General features: G+C 70.0%; 9 protein-coding genes. 6 read left to right on the top strand and 3 right to left on the bottom strand.

Translation table 11 applies throughout. The features are described from left to right. Positions 1 to 38: 38 nt before the first annotated feature. Positions 39 to 3,842, top strand: a complete 3,804-nt coding sequence (locus ACIRPX_RS21750) for a GH92 family glycosyl hydrolase (protein ID WP_404196938.1) — start codon at positions 39 to 41, stop codon at positions 3,840 to 3,842. A gap of 440 nt (positions 3,843 to 4,282) precedes the next feature. On the opposite strand, the gene ACIRPX_RS21745 is transcribed toward ACIRPX_RS21750, so the two are convergent. The 3 genes from ACIRPX_RS21745 to acnA all read right to left on the bottom strand — a co-directional run bounded on the left by ACIRPX_RS21745 (position 4,283) and on the right by acnA (position 12,418). Beyond that, positions 4,283 to 7,558 carry a GH92 family glycosyl hydrolase gene (locus ACIRPX_RS21745; RefSeq protein WP_404196935.1) on the bottom strand — a complete coding sequence of 1,092 codons (3,276 nt, stop codon included), beginning with the start codon at positions 7,556 to 7,558 and terminating at the stop codon, positions 4,283 to 4,285. Between the two features lie 390 nt (positions 7,559 to 7,948). Further along, positions 7,949 to 9,502 (bottom strand): ATP-binding protein, encoded by a 1,554-nt coding sequence (locus tag ACIRPX_RS21740; RefSeq protein WP_404196932.1) that lies wholly within the window; start codon positions 9,500 to 9,502, stop codon positions 7,949 to 7,951. Between the two features lie 201 nt (positions 9,503 to 9,703). Further along, on the bottom strand, positions 9,704 to 12,418 hold the full coding sequence (acnA, locus tag ACIRPX_RS21735) for an aconitate hydratase AcnA (protein WP_404196929.1): 2,715 nt from the start codon (positions 12,416 to 12,418) through the stop codon (positions 9,704 to 9,706). Between the two features lie 300 nt (positions 12,419 to 12,718). Between acnA and ACIRPX_RS21730 the strand changes: the two genes are divergently transcribed. The 5 genes from ACIRPX_RS21730 (at position 12,719) to ACIRPX_RS21710 (ending at position 21,400) form a co-directional block, all read left to right on the top strand. Continuing rightward, positions 12,719 to 12,916, top strand: a complete 198-nt coding sequence (locus tag ACIRPX_RS21730; protein WP_404196926.1) for a DUF4236 domain-containing protein — start codon at positions 12,719 to 12,721, stop codon at positions 12,914 to 12,916. 64 nt (positions 12,917 to 12,980) lie between these two features. After that, entirely contained in the window at positions 12,981 to 14,510 is a 1,530-nt protein-coding gene (locus tag ACIRPX_RS21725) for a helix-turn-helix domain-containing protein (RefSeq protein ID WP_404196923.1), read from the top strand. A gap of 907 nt (positions 14,511 to 15,417) precedes the next feature. Beyond that, entirely contained in the window at positions 15,418 to 16,266 is an 849-nt protein-coding gene (locus tag ACIRPX_RS21720) for a hypothetical protein (RefSeq protein ID WP_404196920.1), read from the top strand. Between the two features lie 95 nt (positions 16,267 to 16,361). Next, entirely contained in the window at positions 16,362 to 17,444 is a 1,083-nt protein-coding gene (locus ACIRPX_RS21715) for a hypothetical protein (protein WP_404196918.1), read from the top strand. Continuing rightward, positions 17,441 to 21,400 carry a CHAT domain-containing protein gene (locus ACIRPX_RS21710; RefSeq protein WP_404196915.1) on the top strand — a complete coding sequence of 1,320 codons (3,960 nt, stop codon included), beginning with the start codon at positions 17,441 to 17,443 and terminating at the stop codon, positions 21,398 to 21,400. Before ACIRPX_RS21715 ends, ACIRPX_RS21710 begins: the two co-directional genes overlap by 4 nt. The last annotated feature ends 545 nt before the right edge of the window (positions 21,401 to 21,945 follow it).

The following is a 21,945-nucleotide window of genomic DNA, read 5'->3' as shown; positions in this document are numbered from 1 at the left end:
TTGACAACGTTGTCCACAGCCCAGGGAGGGTCTGGCGTATGGGGCACAGAACTCGGCACAGATGGGGACCGGCGGTCGTCGTGACGGCCGCCTTCGCTTTGGCGGTGGGCACACAGGGGGCGGCGACCGCGCTGCCCGCGAAGGCACCTTCGGCCGACAGGGAGTTCGCCTCCTCGTTCGAGACGGGCGATCCGGCACCGGACTGGCTCAACACGGTCGACACCGGGGCGGACGGAAGCAAGCTCGCCTCCGGCGTGGACGGAGGATACAGCAGCGGCATCCCCGGAAACGTCAACGACCACGTCACCGAGGTCCGGGCCAGCGGCGAGAACACCGGCGGCGGGGAGGTGAAGGAGAACCTCGTCGACGGCGAGTCCGGCACCAAGTGGCTGACCTTCGACCCGACCGGCTGGGTCGAGTTCGACCTGGACAAGCCGCTGAAGATCACGAACTACGCGCTCACCTCGGCCAACGACTTCGACGGGCGCGACCCGAAGGACTGGACCCTGCGGGGCTCCACCGACGGCAAGGACTGGAAGACCCTCGACTCCCGCTCCGGGCAGTCCTTCTCCGAGCGGTTCCAGACCAAGTCCTACGACCTGGCCGAGCCGGCCGAGTACCAGCACTTCCGGCTCGACATCACGAAGAACAACGGCGCCTCCGACATCCTCCAGCTCGCCGACCTCCAGCTGTCCACGGGGGACGGCGGCGGCCCGGTCCCGCAGGACATGCTGTCGCTGGTCGACCACGGCCCGAGCGGCTCCCCGACCGCGAAGGCGGCCGCGGGCTTCACCGGAAAGAAGGCCCTGCGTTACGCCGGACGGCACACCGCCGACGGCCGGGCGTACTCGTACAACAAGGTCTTCGACGTGAACGTGGCCGTCGGCCGCGACACCCAGCTCTCGTACCGCGTCTTCCCGCAGATGGCGGACAAGGACCGGGACTACGACGCCACCAACGTCTCCGTCGACCTGGCCTTCACCGACGGCACCTACCTCAGCGACCTGGGCGCCACCGACCAGCACGGCTTCGGGATGTCGCCGCAGGCGCAGGGCGCCGCCAAGATCCTCTACGTCAACCAGTGGAACAACGTGGTCTCGCGGATCGGCTCGGTCGCGGCCGGCAAGACCGTCGACCGCATCCTGGTGGCGTACGACTCCGCCAAGGGTCCGGCGAGGTTCCGCGGCTGGCTGGACGACATCGCCCTCAAGCGCGCGAAGCCCGAGAGGCCGAAGGCGCATCTGTCCGACTACGCGCTGACCACCCGCGGCACCAACTCCAGCGGCAGCTTCTCGCGCGGCAACAACTTCCCCGCGACGGCCATGCCGCACGGCTTCAACTTCTGGACGCCGGTCACCAACGCGTCCTCGCTGAGCTGGCTGTACGACTACGCGCGGGCGAACAACGACGACAACCTGCCGACGATCCAGGCGTTCAGCGCGAGCCACGAGCCGAGCCCGTGGATGGGTGACCGGCAGACCTTCCAGCTGATGCCGTCCGCCGCCTCCGGGACCCCGGACACCGGCCGTCAGGCCCGCGAGCTGGCCTTCCGGCACGAGAACGAGACCGCGCGGCCGTACTACTACGGCGTGCGGTTCGAGAACGGCCTGAAGGCCGAGATGGCGCCGACCGACCACGCCGCCTCGCTGCGCTTCACCTACCCGGGCGACGACGCGAGCGTGGTCTTCGACAACGTCACCGAGCAGGCCGGGCTCACGCTCGACAAGGAGCACGGCGTCGTCACCGGCTACTCGGACGTGAAGTCCGGACTGTCGACGGGCGCCACCCGGCTCTTCGTCTACGGCGTCTTCGACAAGCCCGTGACGGACGGCTCCTCCAGCGGAGTCAAGGGCTACCTGCGCTTCGACACCGGCTCCGACCACACGGTCACGCTGCGCCTGGCCACCTCGCTGATCAGCGTCGACCAGGCCAAGGACAACCTGCGCCAGGAGATCCCGGAGGGCAGGTCCTTCGACGCGGTCAAGAGCCACGCCCGGCACACCTGGGACAAGCTGCTCGGCAAGGTCGAGGTCCAGGGCGCGACCCCGGACCAGCTGACCACGCTGTACTCCAGCATGTACCGGCTGTACCTGTACCCCAACTCCGGCTTCGAGAAGGTCGGTTCGACGTACCAGTACGCCTCGCCGTTCTCCGCGATGCCCGGTCCCGACACCCCGACGCACACCGGTGCGAAGATCGTCGACGGCAAGGTGTACGTCAACAACGGCTTCTGGGACACCTATCGGACGACCTGGCCGGCGTACTCCTTCCTGACGCCGTCCACGGCGGGCGAGATGGTCGACGGGTTCGTGCAGCAGTACAAGGACGGCGGCTGGATCTCACGCTGGTCCTCCCCCGGCTACGCGGACCTGATGACCGGCACCTCCTCGGACGTGGCCTTCGCGGACGCGTACGTCAAGGGCGTGAAGTTCGACGCGAAGGCGGCGTACGACGCGGCCGTGAAGAACGCGACGGTCGTCCCGCCGTCCTCCGGCGTGGGCCGCAAGGGCATGGCCACCTCGCCCTTCCTCGGCTACACCACCACCTCCACCGGCGAGGGCTTCTCGTGGGCGATGGAGGGCTACGTCAACGACTACGGCATCGCCAAGATGGGCCAGGCCCTCTACAAGAAGACGGGTGAGAAGCGCTACAAGGAGGAGTCCGCGTACTTCCTCAACCGCGCCCAGGACTACGTGAAGCTGTTCGATTCCAGGGCCGGCTTCTTCCAGGGCAAGGACGCCAAGGGCGACTGGCGCGTGGACTCCGCCACCTACGACCCGCGCGTGTGGGGTTACGACTACACGGAGACCAACGGCTGGGGCTACGCCTTCACCGCCCCGCAGGACAGCCGGGGCCTGGCCAACCTCTACGGCGGCCGGAGGGCCCTCGGCGACAAGCTCGACGAGTACTTCGCGACCCCCGAGACCGCGTCCCCGGAGTTCGTCGGCTCCTACGGCGGCGTCATCCACGAGATGACGGAGGCGCGGGACGTCCGGATGGGCATGTACGGGCACTCCAACCAGGTCGCCCACCACGTGATCTACATGTACGACGCGGCCGGCGAGCCCTCGAAGGCGCAGGCGGACGTGCGCGAGGTGCTGTCCCGCCTCTACACCGGCAGCGAGATCGGGCAGGGCTACCACGGCGACGAGGACAACGGCGAGCAGTCGGCCTGGTACCTCTTCTCCTCGCTCGGCTTCTACCCGCTGGTGATGGGCAGCGGCGAGTACGCCATCGGCTCCCCGCTGTTCAAGAAGGCGACGGTGCACCTGGAGAACGGCCACGACCTGGTCGTCCGGGCGCCGAGGAACAGCGCGAAGAACGTGTACGTGCAGGGGCTGAAGGTCAACGGCCGTACCTGGTCGAAGACTTCACTGCCCGGCGAGCTGCTGCGAAAGGGCGGGGTGCTCGACTTCGCCATGGGGTCGAAGCCCTCCTCGTGGGGCACCGGCAAGGACGCGGCGCCCGTGTCGATCACCCAGGACGACAAGGTGCCGACGCCGCGGGCGGACGTGCTGAAGGGCGACGGGGCGCTGTTCGACAACACCTCGGCGACCGACGCGACCGTCACCTCCGTGGACCTGCCGGTCTCCGGGCCGGTCAAGGGCCTGCAGTACACGGTGACGTCGTCCGGCGACCACACCAGGGCACCGACCGGCTGGACGCTCCAGGGCTCCGACGACGGGACCACGTGGAAGACGCTGGACAAGCGGTCCGGGGAGTCCTTCCGATGGGACAGGCAGACCCGGGCCTTCACCGTCGGCGCTCCGGGCACGTACGGGAAGTACCGCCTGGTCCTCGACGGCGAGGCGGTGATCTCGGAGGTCGAACTGCTCGCCTGAGGAGTTGAGGCGGGTTTTGGGCCGGGGGCCGCGCCGATGTCGGCGCGGCCCCCGTGCCGTGTGGCGGACCGCCGCCTCCCCATGGGCGGCGGACCGGGCCCGGGGGCGAGCGGCCGGGCCACGGGAGTGCGCCGGCCGTCGGGCCGGCCGGTCTCGCGCGGCCCGGCGGGGACGGACCTCCTCCGCGAGGTCCTGGGAGCGCGGACCGCCGCGGGCGGTGAAGGTGCCCGCGGCGGCGTGGGTGAGGCCGTGATCGTCGTACGGACGGGTGTGGGTGGCCACGGGCGCGTGCCGCCGCGGCGGCCTGGGCTCCCGCCGGGCGGCCGGCGCTGGTACCACCGGCCGCCCGGCGCGGGCACCGGACCTCCCCTCGCAGGACCGGCGCGGACCTCCCCTCCGGGGTCCGCGCCGGTCCGCGCGGCACGGTGCCGCCCGGCGTGTCAGCCGGTCGCGAGGGTGAACACGTGCAGATCCGCGTTCTGCGGCAGCTTCACCTTCACGATGGTCTTCCCCGCCGGCGCCGCGAACGGCTTGGTGGCGAAGACGTACGTGGCCACCGGGTCCTTGTCCGCGCCCGCGACGTTGCGGTACGCGGTCCTCGCGACGACCTCGTTCCCGTACTGCACGCTCCCGCCGCCTCCGCCGACGGTCCAGTCGGTGAAGGAGAGGTCGATCGCGTCGGAGCTGCCGTCGGCGTAGGTGACGGTGGCCCGGGCCGCCTGGTTGCCGTTGACGGCGCTGCCGACGAACGACAACGTGGCGGCCGGTTCGGCGAGTGCGATGCTCTGCCCGGCGGCCGAGGCGTTGTCCGGGCGGGCGGACGGCGAGTTCGGCCAGGTGAAGGCCAGTCCGTCGACCGTGCCGTGGCCGCCGGGCGTGACACCGGCCGCGGCGAGGGCCTGGCGGGAGTAGCTCCAGCCGCCGCCGTCGAAGTCGGCCTCGTCGTGCTCGCCCTCGTCGTCCGAGACCCCGGTGTTGTCGTAGGCGGCCAGGAGCGTGCCGGGAGCGGCCACCGTCAGGGCCACCGGCTGCTGGTAGGAGGTGCCGCCCGAGGTCACCGTGACCTTGGCGTCGTAGAAGCCCTGCCGGACGTCCCCGGCGGCGGACAGGGTGATCTCCTGCGAGCCGCCGACGACGGTTCCTGCGGCCGGGGTCGCGGTGACCCCGTCGGGCACCTCGACCTCGAACCGCACCTCGGGCCCGCTGCCGCCGGTCATCGACAGGGCGCGGATGCCGACCTTCGCGCTCTCGCCCGGCGCGATCGTCGCCGCGGTCGGACCGACACCGATCTGGTACGGCTGCTCACCCCGCCGGAAGGACGGCGGCGCGTCGGACGGGTCGCTCCCCCACTCCTTGTCCGGGGTGGCGGAGAGCGTGTAGTCGAGCCTGCCGCCGTCGCGCACGAGCGCGGACGAGAGCCAGGGGCGTTCGGTGGTGCGGCCGTTGACCCTGAGGGACTGGATGTACGGTGCGTCCGCGGCGGCGCCGTCGGCGCGGATGGAGATGCTGTTGCCGTGCGGCCTGCTGATCTCGATGCGCGGGAACAGCGGTGAGGCGAGGGTGAGTTCGGCGCGCGAGGGCACCTGCGGATACATGCCGAGCGCGGAGAAGACGTACCAGGACGACATCGCGCCGAGGTCGTCGTTGCCCGGGATGCCCTCCGGCTGTGTCGACCAGAGCTGCCTCATCGCCGCCCGGACGGTCTCCTGCGTCCGGTAGGGGGCGCCCGCGTAGTCGTACAGGTAGGGCACGTTGATGGACGGTTCGTTGTCCAGCTCGGACTTGTCCCCGCCGCCGCCGGTGAAGACCCAGCCGCCGTCGCTGCCGTGGAAGAAGGCGTCGAGCCGCGCGAGCGCCTTGTCCTTGCCGCCCATCGCGGCGAACAGGCCGGCCGGGTCGTGCTGCACCATCCAGGTGTACTGGGCCGCGGTGCCCTCGACGAAGCCGTTGCCGGTCGACGGGGTGAACCCGGTGACCCAGCTGCCGTCGGCCTTGCGGTTGGCGATGTAGCCGCCGCTCGGGTCTGCCGCGATGTTGAAGTTGTTCTGCCACCACTGGGCGCGCTCGGCGAAGGCGGCGGCCGTGTGCTCACGTCCCGCCGCGGCGGCCAGCTGGGAGAGGGAGAAGTCGGCGCCCGACATCTCCAGCGTCTCGGCGGCGCCGCCCCAGGCGTTCGACACGGACGGCATGTAGTGCAGCTTCAGGTACGTGTCGAGGGAGGGGCGCTGGCCGACGGAGAGCACCGGCTTCCCGGAGGACGACAGGTCCTGCTCGGTGGGGACGGTCGCCGCCTTGACGAGCGAGTCCAGCGCGCCGCGCAGGTCGAAGTCGGTGCCGCCGAAGGCGCGGATGCCGGCCAGGGCGGTGGGCGAGGGATCGCCGTTCATGACGTGCGTGCCGCTCGCGCCGTGCAGCCAGCGGTCCCAGACGCCGCCGTTCTGCCGGGCGAGCTCGTACAGCGACTGCGCGACGTCGGAGCCCGTGCGCGGGCTGAGCAGCGTCAGCAGCTGCACCTGGTCGCGGTAGACGTCCCAGCCGGAGAACGTGCCGTACTGCGCCCGGTGGCCGCGCGCGACCCTGTGCACCTTGCCGTCGCTGCCGCTGTACCGGCCGTCGACGTCACTGATGACGTTGGGGTGCATCATGGCGTGGTACAGCGCCGTGTAGAAGGTGGTGCGCTCGGCGTCCGTGCCGCCGCCGACCCGGATGGCGCCCAGGCGTTCGCGCCAGGCGCGGTGGGCGGCGTCCCGCACCGCGGCGAAGGAGCGGTGCGGCGGGTTCTCGGCCGCGAGGTTGGCGGCGGCGCCGGCCCGGCTGACGTAGGAGATGCCGACCTTGACGTTCACCGGGCCCGAGCCGGGCTCGAACTCGACGTAGCCGCCGGCGCCCTTGCCGGCGACGGGCCGCCCGCCGGAGGAGAAGCCGCCGGTGCCGCCGGACGCCTCCCGCGACCCGGGACTGAGCCGGTCGTCCTGCCAGGTGCCGGTCGCCTTGAAGGCGTGGTCGAAGCGGGCGGTGAAGTAGAGGGTGTAGTAGGGGCGTTGGCCTTCGGGGTCCAGATAGCCGCAGAAGTCGCCGGAGGTGACGGAGCCGGACACGGTGCGGGTCGCCGGGTCGATGCGCACCGACGAATCGGTCGAGCCCAGCTCCGAGTTGGCGGTGCGGATGAGCAGGGAGGCGGGCTTGTCCGACGGGAAGGTGAAGCGGCCCGAGCCCGTCCGGGGCGTCGCCGTGAGGTCGGCGGTGACCCCGGACGCGAGACCCACCTTGTAGTGGCCGGGCTCCGCCGTCTCGTCGGAGTGGCTGAAGCCGGACGCGTACACGGCGTCCTTGGTGTCGCTCGCGGGCGAGGAGGTCACCTCGCCCGCGTACGGGAAGAACGGGATGTCCCCGCTGCCGCCCGCGCAGCCGGTGCCGGACATGTGGGTGAGGCTGAAGCCCCGGACGCGGGTGGCGTCGTACTGGTAACCACCGGGCGCGGCGGTTCTGGTCGCGTCGCCTCTGGTGTTCTCCGGGCTCCAGGAGAGCATGCCGAACGGCGTGACGGCGCCCGGGAAGACGTTGCCGCCGTTCCGGGTGCCGATGAGCGGATCGACGTACGTGGCCGGGTCCTTGACCAGATCCGGTGCTGCTGCGGTCGTCGCCGCCAGGGCGGGGGTGGCGCCGCCGGCCGCGAGGAGCGCGGCCAGCAGCAGGGACGTAGGACGGAAACGCATGGGGCGGCCCCTCCTCCTCGGGACGGGTCGCGCACCACAGGTCGCACAAGCCGCAGGGACAGTAGCGTGCGCCACGCCTACCACGGAAGAGGGCCTCCGGACGCGCGGCTCGCGGGGCGGCCGCCCGGACGGGCTCGGCGGGCCAACTGGCTTGACATCGTTGTCTGTTGGAGGGGTAAAGTTGATGGCGGATCATCAGACAACGTTGTCGCATCGCAGCGTCGCCCAAGCCGGCACCATCCGGAACAGGTACTCCCCCGGCCTGACCGGCTCGCGGACCCGGTGGCCCGTCATTTCCCACCGGGTCCGCCCTGAGCGGAACCGCGCGCCGGGTCCGGCGCGCACCGCCGGCGCTCGCCCGCGAGCACGGGCAACCGGGCTGGACGGCGCTCAAACGGCTCGTCGAGAGCCGCACCAGGGAATCGAGGCCCCGGGCGTCGTTGCCGCCGTGCCCGCATGCGGCAGGTGCGGCCTGTCGTGCGCCGACGGCAGTTCGACGGTGAACTCGGTGCGCCCCGGCGCACTGCGGACGCCGATCCGCCCTCCGTGCGCTGCGACGATCGCGGCGGCGATCGCCAGCCCGAGCCCGGAGCCGCCCTCACTGCCCGCCTCCCGGGCCCGGGAGGCGTCGGCCCGGGTGAACCGCTCGAACACGCTCGGCAGCAGCTCCCCGGGAATCCCGGGCCCGTCGTCCCGCACCCGGACCACGACCCGTCCCCCGGCGGCCTCCACCGCCGCCACCGCGGTCGTGCCGGCAGGCGTGTGCGCGCGGGCGTTCGCCAAGAGGTTGGCCACCACCTGGCGAAGCCGCGCCTCGTCGCCCACGACCAGCGCCGGCGCCTCGTCCAGCGGCAGCGCGAGCCGCCACTCATGGCCGTCGCCCGCCGCCCGCGCGTCCCACACCGCCTCCGCCACCACCGCCGCGAGGTCGACCTCGGCGGACTCCAGGGGGCGTCCCGCGTCCAGCCGGGCCAGTAGCAGCAGGTCCTCCACCAGGGCCGTCAGACGGGCCGACTCCGTCGCCATGCGGCGCCAGGCGAGGACCGGTTCGACGCGGCCCGTGCCGTTGTTCATCAGCTCCGCGTAGCCGGCGATCGAGGCGAGCGGGGTGCGCAGCTCGTGGCTCGCGTCGGAGAGGAAGCGGCGCATGCGTTCCTCGCTGCGGCGCATGCGCTCCTCGCCGCGGCGTCGTTCGGCGAGGGAGGTCTCGATGTGGTCGATCATCAGGTTGAGCGCGGCGCCGACGCGGCCGGTCTCGGTGGCGGGGTCGGTGTCCCGGGCGGCGACACGGGTGAGGCCGGCGGCCGCGCCGCGGTCCAGCGGGGCCCGGGAGACCTCCGCGGCGGTGGCCGCGACCCGGTCCAGGGGGCGCAGCTGGCGCCGTACGACCACCGCGCAGACGCCGGCCGCGGCCGCCAGGCCCGCCGCGGCCAGCACCGCCTCGGCCTCGGCCAGCCGGCCGGTCAGGCGCCGTACGCCGTCCATCGGCAGCCCGGCGAGGACGCGGGTCCCGTCCGAGTCGAGCGCGGTGACCCGGTAGGTGCCCAGGCCCGGGACGGTGACCGTGTGCCGCGTCCCGTCCGCCGTCGTGCCGTGCAGGGCCGTGCGCTGGGCCGTGGTCAGCCGCCGCGGCGGGGTGTCCTCGCGGACGACCGCCGCGGCGGTGACCGTGCCGTCGTCGGCGACCCGGCCGGCGAGGAGACCCGCCGGGTGCCCGCTCCCGCTCAGGAAGGACAGGTCCGTCCCGCTGTCCGGCCGGCGCCCGGCGCCCTCCAGGCCGTGCTCCGCGGCGGCGGTGACCCGGTCGTCCAGGTCGCCGACGAGGAAGGCGCGCTGGACGACCGTGCCGGCGAACGCCAGCGCGGCGCACAGGACGACGAGCACGGCGCCGGTGCCCAGCACCAGGCGGGTGCGCAGGGGGCGTCGGTGCGGGCGGGCGGTCATCCGCCGTGACCTGCCGGTCCGTTCGAGCGCCCGGGTGACGCGGAGATGCCTGACATGTCTCGATCCTGTCCCGGTCCGCTGGGGGAAGGCTGTGTTCCACCTGAGGGTGGGTGATGACCTGGGGCGTCCCGGCACGGAGACGGCGAAGGCCGCGTCCCCGGCGAACCGGGAACGCGGCCTTCGACTGCCGTGCGGCGCGGCCTACTTGCGGATCAGGTTGCGCAGCACGTACTGCATGATGCCGCCGTTGCGGTAGTAGTCGGCCTCGCCGGGGGTGTCGATCCGGACGACCGCGTCGAACTCCACGCCGGTGTCGGTGGTGACCTTGACCGTGCGCGGCGTGGTGCCGTCGTTGAGCTCCTCGACGCCGGTGAAGGAGAAGGTCTCCTCGCCGGTCAGCCCGAGGGACTCGGCGGAGCGGCCCTCCGGGAACTGCAGCGGCAGGACGCCCATGCCGATGAGGTTGGAGCGGTGGATGCGCTCGTAGGACTCGGCGATGACGGCCTTGACGCCCAGGAGCGCGGTGCCCTTGGCCGCCCAGTCGCGGGACGAACCGGAGCCGTACTCCTTGCCGGCCAGGACGACCAGCGGGATGCCCTGCTCGATGTAGTGGCGCGAGGCGTCGTAGATGAAGGAGACGGGCGCGCCCTCGACGGTGAAGTCGCGGGTGTAGCCGCCCTCGGTGCCCGGCGCGATCTGGTTGCGCAGGCGGATGTTGGCGAAGGTGCCGCGGATCATGACCTCGTGGTTGCCGCGGCGCGAGCCGTAGCTGTTGAAGTCGCGGCGCTCGACGCCGTGCTCCGTGAGGTAGGTGCCGGCCGGGGTGTCGGCCTTGATGGCGCCGGCCGGGGAGATGTGGTCGGTGGTGACCGAGTCGCCCAGCTTGGCCAGGACGCGGGCGCCGGAGATGTCGGAGACCGGCTCCGGCTCCGTGCCCATGCCCTCGAAGTACGGGGGCTTGCGGACGTAGGTCGACTCGGCGTCCCACTCGAAGGTGTTGCCGGTCGGGATCGGCAGCGCCTGCCACTGGGCGTCGCCCGCGAAGACGTCCTGGTAGGACTTGTTGAACATGTCCTCGCCGATGGCGTTCGCCACGACGTCGTTGACCTCGGCCTCTGAGGGCCAGATGTCCTTCAGGTGGACCGGGTTGCCGTCGGTGTCGGTGCCGAGGGCCTCACGGGTGATGTCCACCTTCATGGAGCCCGCGATGGCGTACGCCACGACCAGCGGCGGGGAGGCCAGGTAGTTCATCTTGACGTCGGGGTTGATCCGGCCCTCGAAGTTGCGGTTGCCGGAGAGGACCGACGTCACCGCGAGGTCGTGGTCGTTGACGGCCTTGGAGACCTCCTCCGGCAGCGGGCCGGAGTTGCCGATGCAGGTGGTGCAGCCGTAGCCGACCAGGTTGAAGCCGACCTTGTCCAGGTAGGGCGTCAGGCCCGCCTTGTCGAAGTAGTCGGTGACGACCTTGGAGCCCGGGGCGAGGGTGGTCTTGACCCACGGCTTGCGGGTCAGGCCCTTCTCCACGGCCTTCTTCGCGACGAGCGCGGCGGCGACCATCACGTACGGGTTCGAGGTGTTGGTGCAGGAGGTGATGGCCGCGACGGTGACCGCGCCGTGGTCGATCGTGTAGGTCGAGCCGTCGGGGGCGGTGACCTGGACCGGGTTGCTGGGCACGCCGTTCGCGGTGGCCGGGGCGTCGGACGCCGGGAAGGACTCCTCGCCCGCCTCGTCGGCGGTGGCGACGTAGTTGCGCACGTCGCTCTTGAACTGCTCGGCGGCGTCGGCGAGGACGATGCGGTCCTGCGGGCGCTTCGGGCCGGCGATGGAGGGCACGACCGTCGACAGGTCGAGCTCCAGCTTCTCGGAGAAGTCCGGCTCGGCCTTCGGGTCCAGCCAGAGGCCCTGCTCCTTGGCGTACGCCTCGACGAGCGCGACCTGCTGGTCGCTGCGGCCGGTCAGGCGCAGGTAGTTCAGGGTCTCGTCGTCGATCGGGAAGATCGCGGCGGTGGAGCCGAACTCGGGCGACATGTTGCCGATGGTGGCGCGGTTGGCGAGGCTGGTGGCCGCGACGCCCTCGCCGTAGAACTCGACGAACTTGCCGACGACGCCGTGCTTGCGCAGCATCTCGGTGATGGTGAGCACCAGGTCGGTGGCGGTGGTGCCGGCCTTGAGCTCACCCGTGAGCTTGAAGCCGACGACGCGCGGGATGAGCATCGAGACCGGCTGGCCGAGCATCGCGGCCTCGGCCTCGATGCCGCCGACGCCCCAGCCCAGGACGCCCAGGCCGTTGACCATCGTGGTGTGCGAGTCGGTGCCGACCAGGGTGTCGGGGTAGGCCTTGCCGTCGCGGACCATGACGACGCGGGCCAGCTTCTCGATGTTGACCTGGTGGACGATGCCGGTGCCGGGCGGGACGACCTTGAACTCGTCGAAGGCGGTCTGGCCCCAGCGCAGGAACTGGTAGCGCTCCTTGTTGCGGCCGTACTCCAGCTCCACGTTCTGCTGGAAGGCGTCGTGGGTGCCGAACTTGTCGGCGATGACGGAGTGGTCGATGACCAGCTCGGCCGGGGCGAGCGGGTTGATCTTCTCCGCGTCGCCGCCGAGCTCCTTGACGGCCTCACGCATGGTGGCGAGGTCCACGACGCAGGGCACGCCGGTGAAGTCCTGCATGATCACGCGGGCCGGCGTGAACTGGATCTCCTGGCTGGGCTGGGCCTGCGAGTCCCAGCCGCCGAGGGCACGGATGTGGTCGGCGGTGATGTTCGCGCCGTCCTCGGTGCGGAGCAGGTTCTCCAGCAGGACCTTGAGGCTGTACGGAAGGCGAGCCGAGCCTTCCACCTTGTCCAGCCGGAAGATCTCGTACGACTCGTCGCCCACCTGCAGCGTGCTGCGGGCGTCGAAGCTGTTCGCCGACACGACAGTCTCCTTCATTGATGTGCGCGTACTCACCACGATCCTGCCGCCACGGCAACTGGGCCGATCCGCTAAGGTAAGGCTAAGTTAGGTAACCCTTACCAAGCTGGCGACTGCGGTGCTCCTGGGCAGATATCTCGATGTCGAGATAACTCTAGTACATGCCCGTCGGCTGGTCATGTCCGGACCGGCCCCGGCATGCCGCGATCCGGTGGCACGCCGCCCCTCCCCGCACCCATCAGTACGCGCACACGGGGTATCCGACCTGAGCGGCCATCAGTTCCGACAGCGAAGGAGGCGGTCATGCCGCTCACGTTCCGCAAGAGCTTCCGGATCCTGCCCGGGGTACGGCTGAACATCAACCGGCGCTCCTGGTCCCTCACCACCGGCGGCGGCCACGGCCCGCGGCACACCCGCAGCAGCACCGGACGTCGTACGACATCGATGGATTTGCCCGGACCTTTCGGATGGAGGCGCACCCGTACCGCGAAGCGGCGTTGACGGGCCGTCACCCGAACGGACCCCCCAACGGGCCCCATCTCATATCTGAGATAACCTCAGCCTCATGGCAGACGACTACCTCGTACGCATCGGCAGGCTCATCCGTGACGCCCGGCAACACCGCGGCTGGACGCAGGCCCAACTGGCGGAGGCACTCGGCACCAGCCAGAGCGCCGTCAACCGCATCGAGCGCGGCAACCAGAACATCAGCCTTGAGATGATCGCTCGCATCGGTGAGGCCCTGGACAGCGAAATCGTCTCGCTCGGCTACGCGGGCCCGATGCATCTGCGCGTGGTCGGCGGCCGCCGGCTCTCCGGCGCCATCGACGTCAAGACGAGCAAGAACGCGTGCGTCGCGCTGCTGTGCGCGTCCCTGCTCAACAAGGGGCGCACGGTGCTGCGCCGGGTGGCGCGGATCGAGGAGGTGTACCGCCTGCTGGAGGTGCTCAACTCCATCGGCGTGCGCACGCGCTGGGTCAACGACGGCGTGGACCTGGAGATCGTGCCGCCCGCGGAGCTGAACATGGCGGCGATCGACGGCGACGCCGCCGTGCGCACCCGGTCCATCATCATGTTCTTCGGCCCGCTCCTGCACCGCATGGACCGCTTCAAGCTGCCGTACGCGGGCGGCTGCGACCTGGGCACGCGGACCATCGAGCCGCACATGATCGCGCTGCGCCGGTTCGGGCTGGACATCACCGCCACCGAGGGGCAGTACCACGCCCAGGTCGACCAGGCGATCCGGCCCGACCGGCCGATCGTGCTGACCGAGCGCGGCGACACCGTCACCGAGAACGCGCTGCTCGCCGCGGCCCGTTCCGACGGTGTCACCGTCATCCGCAACGCCTCGTCCAACTACATGGTCCAGGACCTGTGCTTCTTCCTGGAGACGCTCGGCGTCCGGGTCGAGGGCATCGGCACCACGACGCTCACCGTGCACGGCGTGCCGGACATCGACGTCGACGTGGACTACTCCCCCTCCGAGGACCCGGTCGAGGCGATGAGCCTGCTCGCCGCCGCCGTGGTGACGGAGTCGGAGCTGACGGTGCGCCGGGTGCCCATCGAGTTCCTGGAGATCGAGCTGGCGGTCCTGGAGGAGATGGGGCTCGACCACGACCGCTCGCCGGAGTACTACGCGGACAACGGCCGGACCCGGCTGATCGACCTGACGGTCCGCCCCTCCAAGCTCGAGGCGCCGATCGACAAGATCCACCCCATGCCCTTCCCGGGCCTGAACATCGACAACGTCCCGTTCTTCGCGGCCATCGCCGCCGTCGCACAGGGCCAGACGCTGATCCACGACTGGGTCTACGACAACCGGGCCATCTACCTGACGGACCTCAACCGCCTCGGCGGCCGCCTCCAGCTCCTCGACCCGCACCGGGTCCTGGTGGAGGGCCCGACCCGCTGGCGCGCCGCCGAGATGATGTGCCCGCCGGCGCTGCGGCCCGCCGTGGTCGTCCTGCTGGCGATGATGGCGGCCGACGGCACGTCCGTGCTGCGCAACGTGTACGTCATCAACCGCGGCTACGAGGAACTCGCCGAGCGCCTGAACTCCGTGGGGGCGCAGATCGAGATCTTCCGCGACATCTGACCGGCCCGGTGTCGTGTCCCTTGGAGGCAAGGGGCACGACACCTCAACACGCTGGCTGACCTGCGGATACTCACCTTCACGACCCTCCATTGATCACTGTTGTTTTTCAGCACCTTGTGCAACACACGTGCAAGACGATCTTGAATGGTTGACGGCACGTCAGAGATGTCTGAGTATCCGTCATCCTTCACGGAGAGTTGTCGTCGAAGTGGCCTCGCAACGTCCGAGGAGCGGCGGTGACGGTGGGGTCCCACGTCCCCGTTGGGGACCCACAAGTGCGGTTCGTGTCGATGCAGTCGCCGCGCACGAAGTATCGGCCCGTGTTCGATCCGCACCTGTACGCGTTGGTCGCGGCGATCCGTGCGGCTCGGCCGGACGTCGGTGCAGCCGTCCCGGCGCGATAGGGCGAGTAGACATTCATCCAGCGTCGCGCTGTCCCGTCTCGAGCGCTTTGCCACTACGGGCCTTGCTGGCGAACATCGTGGCTCCTGGCGGCGCTGACGCGTGGTGGTGCCCGCAGCGACACAGCGGCGCCCCCGCATGGACGAGAGTGAAGGATTTTTTTGGGGGCTCCGACCAGCTCGGCCCCTGCGTCAGCTGGTTGTCGAGGACTCACAACAGCGGAAGGCACACACCGTGACACTCCTGCCCGCGCTACAGCCGGGCCAGCACGCTCCACCAGTCCGCCTCGGCGAAAGATCGAATTCAGAAAGATCATCCGATGAATCGCGACTGGGACACGACAAACATGGGAGTGCCTCCAGTATTCCGCGCATACGACGTAAAGAGTGCACTGAGCGCAGTAGCCTGATAGGCGATCTCCCAACCACCTGGCGAGGCACACTCGTTGGTTGCGCAGACGTAATTTCGCCGCGTCCTGGAAACGGCGGAGCACGAGAGGCGAAGCATGACGTCCATCCCTGAGCTGTACACGCGTGAAATGCACACGAAGTACGAGTACCTCGCCTGCTGGCTGCCTTCGACCCGTCTGGCCGTCGGCGACGTGGGCCTCGTCGCGCGACACAGATTCAGGAAGTTGACCACCCTCTCCGAGCTTGGCATCCCGTTCACCAGGGAAGCGGACAGCCCGATCTCCGACCTCAATTACTCCTCCACGGACTACGTCGCGGTGACCTCCGATGCCCGGCCGGGTGCCTCCACGTCCGACGCGGTAAGCCACCTGTCCATAAGCTTCGCCCGTAGCGGTGCCACTCTCTTTCAGGCCTCGGGTTGCGTGCTGGAAACCATCGGCAATCTCCCCGCGCTCGAGGCCGCACTGCGCACGGCGCACGAGGACGGGACCTGGCGTCTGAAGTACGTCGTCGTCACTGAAGTGGTGCGTACCGGACCTACCGCCGTTCTCGTTGCCGAGCATCGCGGCGCTCAACTGGACCTCCAGGTCAGCACCGGCGGCCTGACCGGCTTGTTGCCGGTCGCCGATGCCACGGCGAAGTGCCAGGTCACCAACAGGCTCGGGATCGCGGCGGACGTACTGGCTCCGACGGGCGCCACACCATTGTTCAACGCCGTACAGCTACGCAAAAGGCTGCTGGGCCAGTACGAGTTGGTCTTCCGTTCCGACGATGACGATGACGGTGTCAGCGGTGACGACGACTCACAGGGCGCTGACTGTGAAACCGGCGACCCGGATGAGCAGAACGAGACGGAGATGGCCCGCGTCACCTGGGCCGACCTCGCACGGGACGACACCGACGGACCCACCAACGAACGCGCCCTTGACCTGCGACGCCACTGACTACCGCGCCGCCGGCGGCGACGCCACCGACGGCCCCCGGCGCCACCGACCAGCGCCACGACGACTCCGACATCTGAGAGCGGGCCGGTGCCCACATGATCCACACCACCAAGGGAGAGAGCGCCGGCGCGGCCCTGCCCGCCGCACCGCGGACGCCCGCCCTGCGCAGATGTATCGAGGTCGCCCAGGCGCTGGCCTACGACGAAGGAGGCCCGGTGGAACTCATCCACCTGTTCACCTCGGCGGCGTACGACAGCACGTCGGCCACTCGCTCCTGGCTGGTGGTGAGGGCCACGGGCGCGCACCACTTCATCACCGACGAGGCGTATCGAGCGGTGGCCGATGCCGCCGCCGCACGCGATGCGCGGACACGGAACCTTCCCTTCGCCCCGGCCGCCGCCGGCGCGCTCTCCCGGCTGGCGTACTGGACGACGAGGACCGGTGACGAGACCGCCGACACCGCGCATCTGCTGCTGGCCTGCCTGGAGGCAGGTGCCGACGACAAGGAGATGCGGAAGTTCGTACGCTCGATAGGGCTGACGGAACGGGTGGTCGTGTCGCACGCCATGATGGTGCGCCAGGGGATCGCCGCCGACGACCGGCAGGCAGGCCATCGCGGACCGATCCTTTCGCGAAGGCGAAGCGACCGGCCGGTGCCGTACCACTTCGAGGCCCCGCACCGCGCGGTCGGGCCCCTGAAGGGGCGGAACATCAGCATGCGTTCACAGATGAGCAGTGCGACCCATGTCGCCTCACCTGTCCAGTCTCACCTCCTCCGGTTGCACGTACGGGTCTTGGGCGGGGAGCAACTCAGCATCTTCGTTGTCCTGTTCACGCTGATCTGGGCCTCGCTGACGGTGACCTCCTGGTCGGCGCTCTGGCTGATCGGTCTGCTGGCGCGACGGCACAACACCTCGGCGGCTGTCCGAATGGGGATCGACGTCGCACTCGTCATCGTCTCGGTACTCCTGGGCATTCCCTGGCCACTGGTCGGGCTGGCACTGGTGTACCGCGCCCTCGACCTGCTGGAGGGCCGTCTGGCACTGCTCGAGATCCGGGGGGACGTCGGCGACCCGTCCGTGACGGAGAGCGGTGTGCGGTCCGACCTCAGGGCGGACCGCAGCGCCGCGCACTTCTACCGCACGCTGAAGATGACCAGGAGGCTGCGGCCCGAATGAACACCTCGGTCTTCGACCCGTTCAGCGCCGACGCCGTTCAGAAGCTGCCCGGCTGGCTGGCTCAGCGCAATCAGAGCCCCGACGACGAGGTCGTCATCGAATCCGCCTTCCCGCTGTCCACCTTGTTCCAGCGCGGAGTGGGCATCGGCAACCGGCTGCGTATCCTTCCCGACCTCGCAGCCTCCTGGCTCGTCCTGCGCCATGGCCGGTCGGACCGGTCACGCATCGGGCTGCACGAATGTGACCGGATCACGGTCCAGGACCGGATCCTTGGGTGGCGGCTCCTCGTCGTCCGGTCGGTCGTGGCGGCGTCGGTGGTGGCAGCATGCCTGTCGCTGTCCACGCCCGGGTGGGCCGCGCTCTTGTTCCCGGTCACCGCCTGGGCTCTGACGGGCTGGGGCAGGTGGCAAGCCGCCGCACTGCTCTTCTCGGTCCTTGGCTGGGCTGCCTGGCAGCAGCCCACCGTCCTGGTCGCGGCGGTACCCACCGCTGCCCTCGTCGCCCTGATCCGCCTGATGCTGTCGATGCGGGAGGTGGATCTGCTCTCCAGAGCGTCCTCAGGCAGCCCGGTCAGCTTCCTCGGCCGACGTTTCCTCCTGTGTGCCCTGTGGGATTCCGCGGCGGCCTCCGTCGCCCTGGCCGTCGACAAGGCGACGCACGACGATCGGGCCCGGACCGCTTGCTTCATCGGCGAGACGCCGGACAGCGTGCCTGGCCGTCTGCGGCCGGTCGTCGTGCAGTGCCAGGCTCTCGCCAAGCTGGCCGGTCTGGAATTCCGTTCCGCGATGGTGATGTCCGAAGAGGCCCGGACCCTCGCAGCCGGTTCCCCGCCCGAGCTCCGCGGCTGGTGCGCACTGCAAGCAGGGGATGTGCTGCTCGCGGCGGGCCAGCCCGCGGCAGCTGAGGTGCGCTGGCGGGAGGCCGTGGAACTCCTGGAGAGCGCGCCGCGATCGCGCTACTGGGCCGCCGAGGCCGAACTGCGGATGATCGAAGTCCTCACGGCCGACCCGGCGGACACCGCGCGGTGCGTCGACGGCCTGCGGATCCTGTGCCGCACCCGTCACAGGGCGATGCGCGCGGGGAACCTGACGCTGCTCTCGAAGACGGAGTTGTACCTGCTGCGGCTGATGCACGGGGCGGGTAACGCCGTTGGCGTGGTCGAGCATTTGGCAGCCCAGTACGAACGCAGGCAGGGCAAGTCGGACTTGGCCGCGTCGGTCGGCGAACACGCCCTCGAAGTACTACTGTTGGCGACCCTCTACGTCGACATCATCGAGAACCCCGACGACTACCCGGACACGATGCGCGTCGACGAGGACGGACAGCACGAACGCTATGTGTATGCAGCAAAGTTGATGGACAACGTGCTGCGGCAGCTCAGCAGGTCGAAGATGCCTCTTCTCCAAGCGCAGGCCTATGCGGTGTTGGCGCACATCCAGCGCGCTGTCGGCATGCGCGAGGAGGCACTGGGCAACGTACTCGAAAGCCTTCACGCCATCCAGCACGTCCGCTACCAGCTGCCCTCGACGCGATGGCGCGCGCGCTGGATCGCCACGCACGCACACGTCTACGCCCTCGCACTGGACCTCGCCGAGTCCGACCCGGCGCTCGTCGCCGAGCTGCTGGAAATCGTCCGCTCCCAGTCCGTACCCGTCGAGTCGGATCAGCCCGGCGTCTGGCTGCGTGACGTGCTCGACGCGCTGATTTCCAGCACCGGCGTGCCGTCCGGAGCCCGCGGGGCGCCGCACGGCGAGCAGAGCGCCACCCCCCGTCACTCCGACCCGCTGCTGACCGACCGCACGATCCTCGTCGAACACGCCTCCTGGGTCGGCGGCGACGAGTCGAACGCCGTCGACCTCGACGGCGAGCTGGACCTGATGTTCCCCGGCGGCTGGTACTGGAGCTACGCGCGCGCCGGGGAGTGGATCTACCACGCAGTGCGAGCGCCCTCCGGCGCCTGGTACTCCGAGCGACGACCACACGCACAACTGAGCCAACACTTTGAGGACTTGGCTCTCCACCTGCCCGTCAAGGTGCCCGGCGCCAGGTCGATCCGACGAAGAATCCCCGGCAGCGCGCTCGCCGCCGTCGGCGCCGACGACCCGGTCAGGGGATACCTGACCGCCGGACAGGTGTGGACTCGAATCTTCGACGGGCTCGGCGCGGCCATGATCCCCACCGTCCTGAGGGAAGCCCTCACCGCCTCCACCCCCACACCCCTCCCCCTGGCACTCGCTCCGACCGGCGCCCTCGCGCTCGTACCGATCTGCGCCCTGCCCGTCACCCCAGGACGAGACATCATGGACTCCGCGCGGCTGTCCTATCTCCCCTCGATAGCCTTGCTCGCCCAGCGGCGCCGACTCACTGTCCAGGAGGGCCGCGACCCGCAACACCGCGTCGACGCCGAACCATCGCGCGTCCTCTCCGTCCTCGCTCCCCACTCGTCCCCCGACCCCAGGACGCACGACCTCGAACACGCCATGGCCGGAATCCCCCAGCACAGCGAAGTGGCCCCCCGCCCCCTCACCAAAAACGGATTCGCTGACCTCATCAAACGCCACGGCATCGACGACACCGTGCTCTACCTCGCCGGTCATGTCGAAAGCCCGGACAAGGAAGACCCGGGCGGCACAGGCTTCAAATTCGACGACGGGCCACTCGCCCTGCACGACTTCTACCGCACCGACGAATCCGGCGCGCCCCTCTACTCCGTGCCCGACCGAGTCATGCTCGCCGCCTGCGCGAGCCTCGGCCTCTACGGACGTCCGGAGAGCGGTTACACCCCGTCCCTCCTCGACGTCCCCGAATGGCTCGGCCTGGGAGCGGCGGTCATCCACGGCGGTGCCAGGCACGTCTACTGCACCCTCTTCCAGATCCCCGACACCGAACTCACCACACGCATCGACCTCGCACTCGTCGACGCCCTGCGCCACCACACCGAACCGGCCTCCGCACTGCGTGCCGTCCAGCGCGCGGAACTGCGGCGTTGGCGCAACGGCAGCGGTTCGCTCCCGCTCGCCTTCCTCGCCTACGCGTACGTCGGACTCGGCGCCGCGCCCGGCCAGGAACTCCCCGGCGCGCCGAACGCCGTCAAGCGGCCCAAGTACGTCTCCACCGCACGACGCCCTCAGACGCCCCGGCACGAGCCGCCGTCGGCGCAGAGACAGCCCCGGGACGCCATGGGGACGCCGCAGCAGCCGACTGTCGCACATACCGAGCCGGCGGTCCGCCCCCGGCCGCAGACCTGCAAGACCTACGAGCCGTTCGCAATGATGTCCTGGCACACCCACGACGCGGCCGAACTGTCCGACCGGCTCCATCCCCGCTTCGGCCAGGATGGCCGACTGCTCCTCACCTCGTACGACGGTGAGGCGTCCGAACCCGTCCCCGTCCGCTCGGCGGTGTGGACCAGAGAAAACGTCGACCTCAGTGATCTGAGTATGAGCTCTACAACCGAATGGCGTCTGCACGGCCTGAGCCTCCATCTCACAGACGCGCGCCTGGTGCTGGTCGCCGACAAGCCGGACACCGGAAGCCGGACGCTCGCCGGCCATATCCGGCACCCCTGGATCAGCTCCGTGGCCTTCAGACCCAAACAGAGCTTTCGCAACGACTGCGAACTGGTCATCCAGTGCCAACAGGACACCGAGCACGGGACCGTCACCTCCTACCGGCTCGCACTGCTCCTCGACCGGGCAACCGACAGCGCCGAACTCGCCCAACACCTCGTCCGCCGCCTGGCCAGACACCACCTCGACCGTGGCGTGCTGCCCAACTCCGCCCGACCACCCTTCGAGACTCTGTGTGACGCCCCGCGTCTGCCGGCCCCGGATAAGGGAGACCACGCGGCATACGACCTCCCCGCGTTCAAGAACTACCCGGAAGGCGTCGAGTACCTCCTCAACCAGCCCGTCGAGGGCACCTGGATCGGCCCTGGCCTAACGCCCGCGGACTGAGCTCATGCCGTACCGATGCCCGTCTGCCGTTCGTCGCCCGGCACCCGGCACCCGGCACCCGGCACGATGAGGGGGCCACGTGCCTTCGGATTCAGGAGCGCCGAGCCCGAAGAGCTGATCTCGCTCCGAATCGGCAAAGACGCTCGCGCATGCACGGACGCATCCGACCTTTCGATGCCCTTGGCCCGGTCGGTACTGCGTGCACTCACAGCCAATGATGACGTCCCGCCAAGTGCACGATCGGGGACACGCCCCAGCCAATCATCGCCAGGATCGAGCCGGACGTGAGATCTGTATGAACTGGACAGGCCCGACGACGACGGGTCGTGTCCCCCTTCGTGACACGTGGCGGGACGCCACCGCGCAGGGTCATCGGGATGACGGCCATAGAACCTCCGCACGCACCTCCCCGCGACCACGCCCGACCGTCAGAAGTCAACGGTCGCGCAGGACGTAGGCCGACCGCTGGCCGCCCGGGGCCCGGGCCGCGCGACCTCCACCAGCCTCAAGCCGTTCCAGAAGCGCACGTTGCCGTTCGTTGGAGT

The organism is Streptomyces sp. NPDC101225, assembly GCF_044767585.1.
GTDB lineage: Bacteria > Actinomycetota > Actinomycetes > Streptomycetales > Streptomycetaceae > Streptomyces.
The sequence above is the reverse complement of the archived record's forward strand: the minus strand, read 5'-3'. Positions and strand labels throughout refer to the sequence as shown.